Below are 435 nucleotides of genomic sequence, written 5' to 3' on the forward strand. Positions count from 1 at the left end.
GTTTTTCAACGCTTGCGCTTGAAGACGTTGCCGGGCCACAAAAAGGCGCTTGGTTGCAATCATTAAAAGATGCTAATTGCAGCAAATCTGCTGTAGAAAGCGCGGTTAAGGAGGGAGCTACGCTAAGTGGATTAAAGGAAGCATGCACTTGCGTTCAGTTGAAAGAAAATGGTTATTCGCTTAATGACTTGCAGCAAGTTTGTAATTGTAAAGAGTTACGCGCTGCAGGTTTTAATGCTACACAATTAAAAAACGCTGGATTTAGTGCAAGTCGACTAAGAGCTTGTGATTTTGATGCGTGTGAATTAAGGAATGCAGGATTTACGGCGCAAGAACTTAAGGACGCAGGGTTCTCCGATGGAGAATTAAAAGGTGCGGGATTTTCTCCTGAAGAGATAGCTCGTGCAGAAGGGTTACCCAATGGCATTACTGCAG

Annotated in this window: 1 protein-coding gene; it reads left to right on the forward strand. The window is 43.9% G+C overall.

The window, feature by feature from the left end; all coding sequences use genetic code 11:
- Nucleotides 1-435, forward strand: a 435-nt coding sequence (locus IEX97_RS13650; protein WP_229776917.1) for a pentapeptide repeat-containing protein, incomplete at both ends; no start/stop codon positions are given.

Origin of the sequence: Paenalicyclobacillus cellulosilyticus, from assembly GCF_014647315.1 — a bacterium.
Classification (GTDB): domain Bacteria; phylum Bacillota; class Bacilli; order Alicyclobacillales; family Alicyclobacillaceae; genus Alicyclobacillus_J; species Alicyclobacillus_J cellulosilyticus.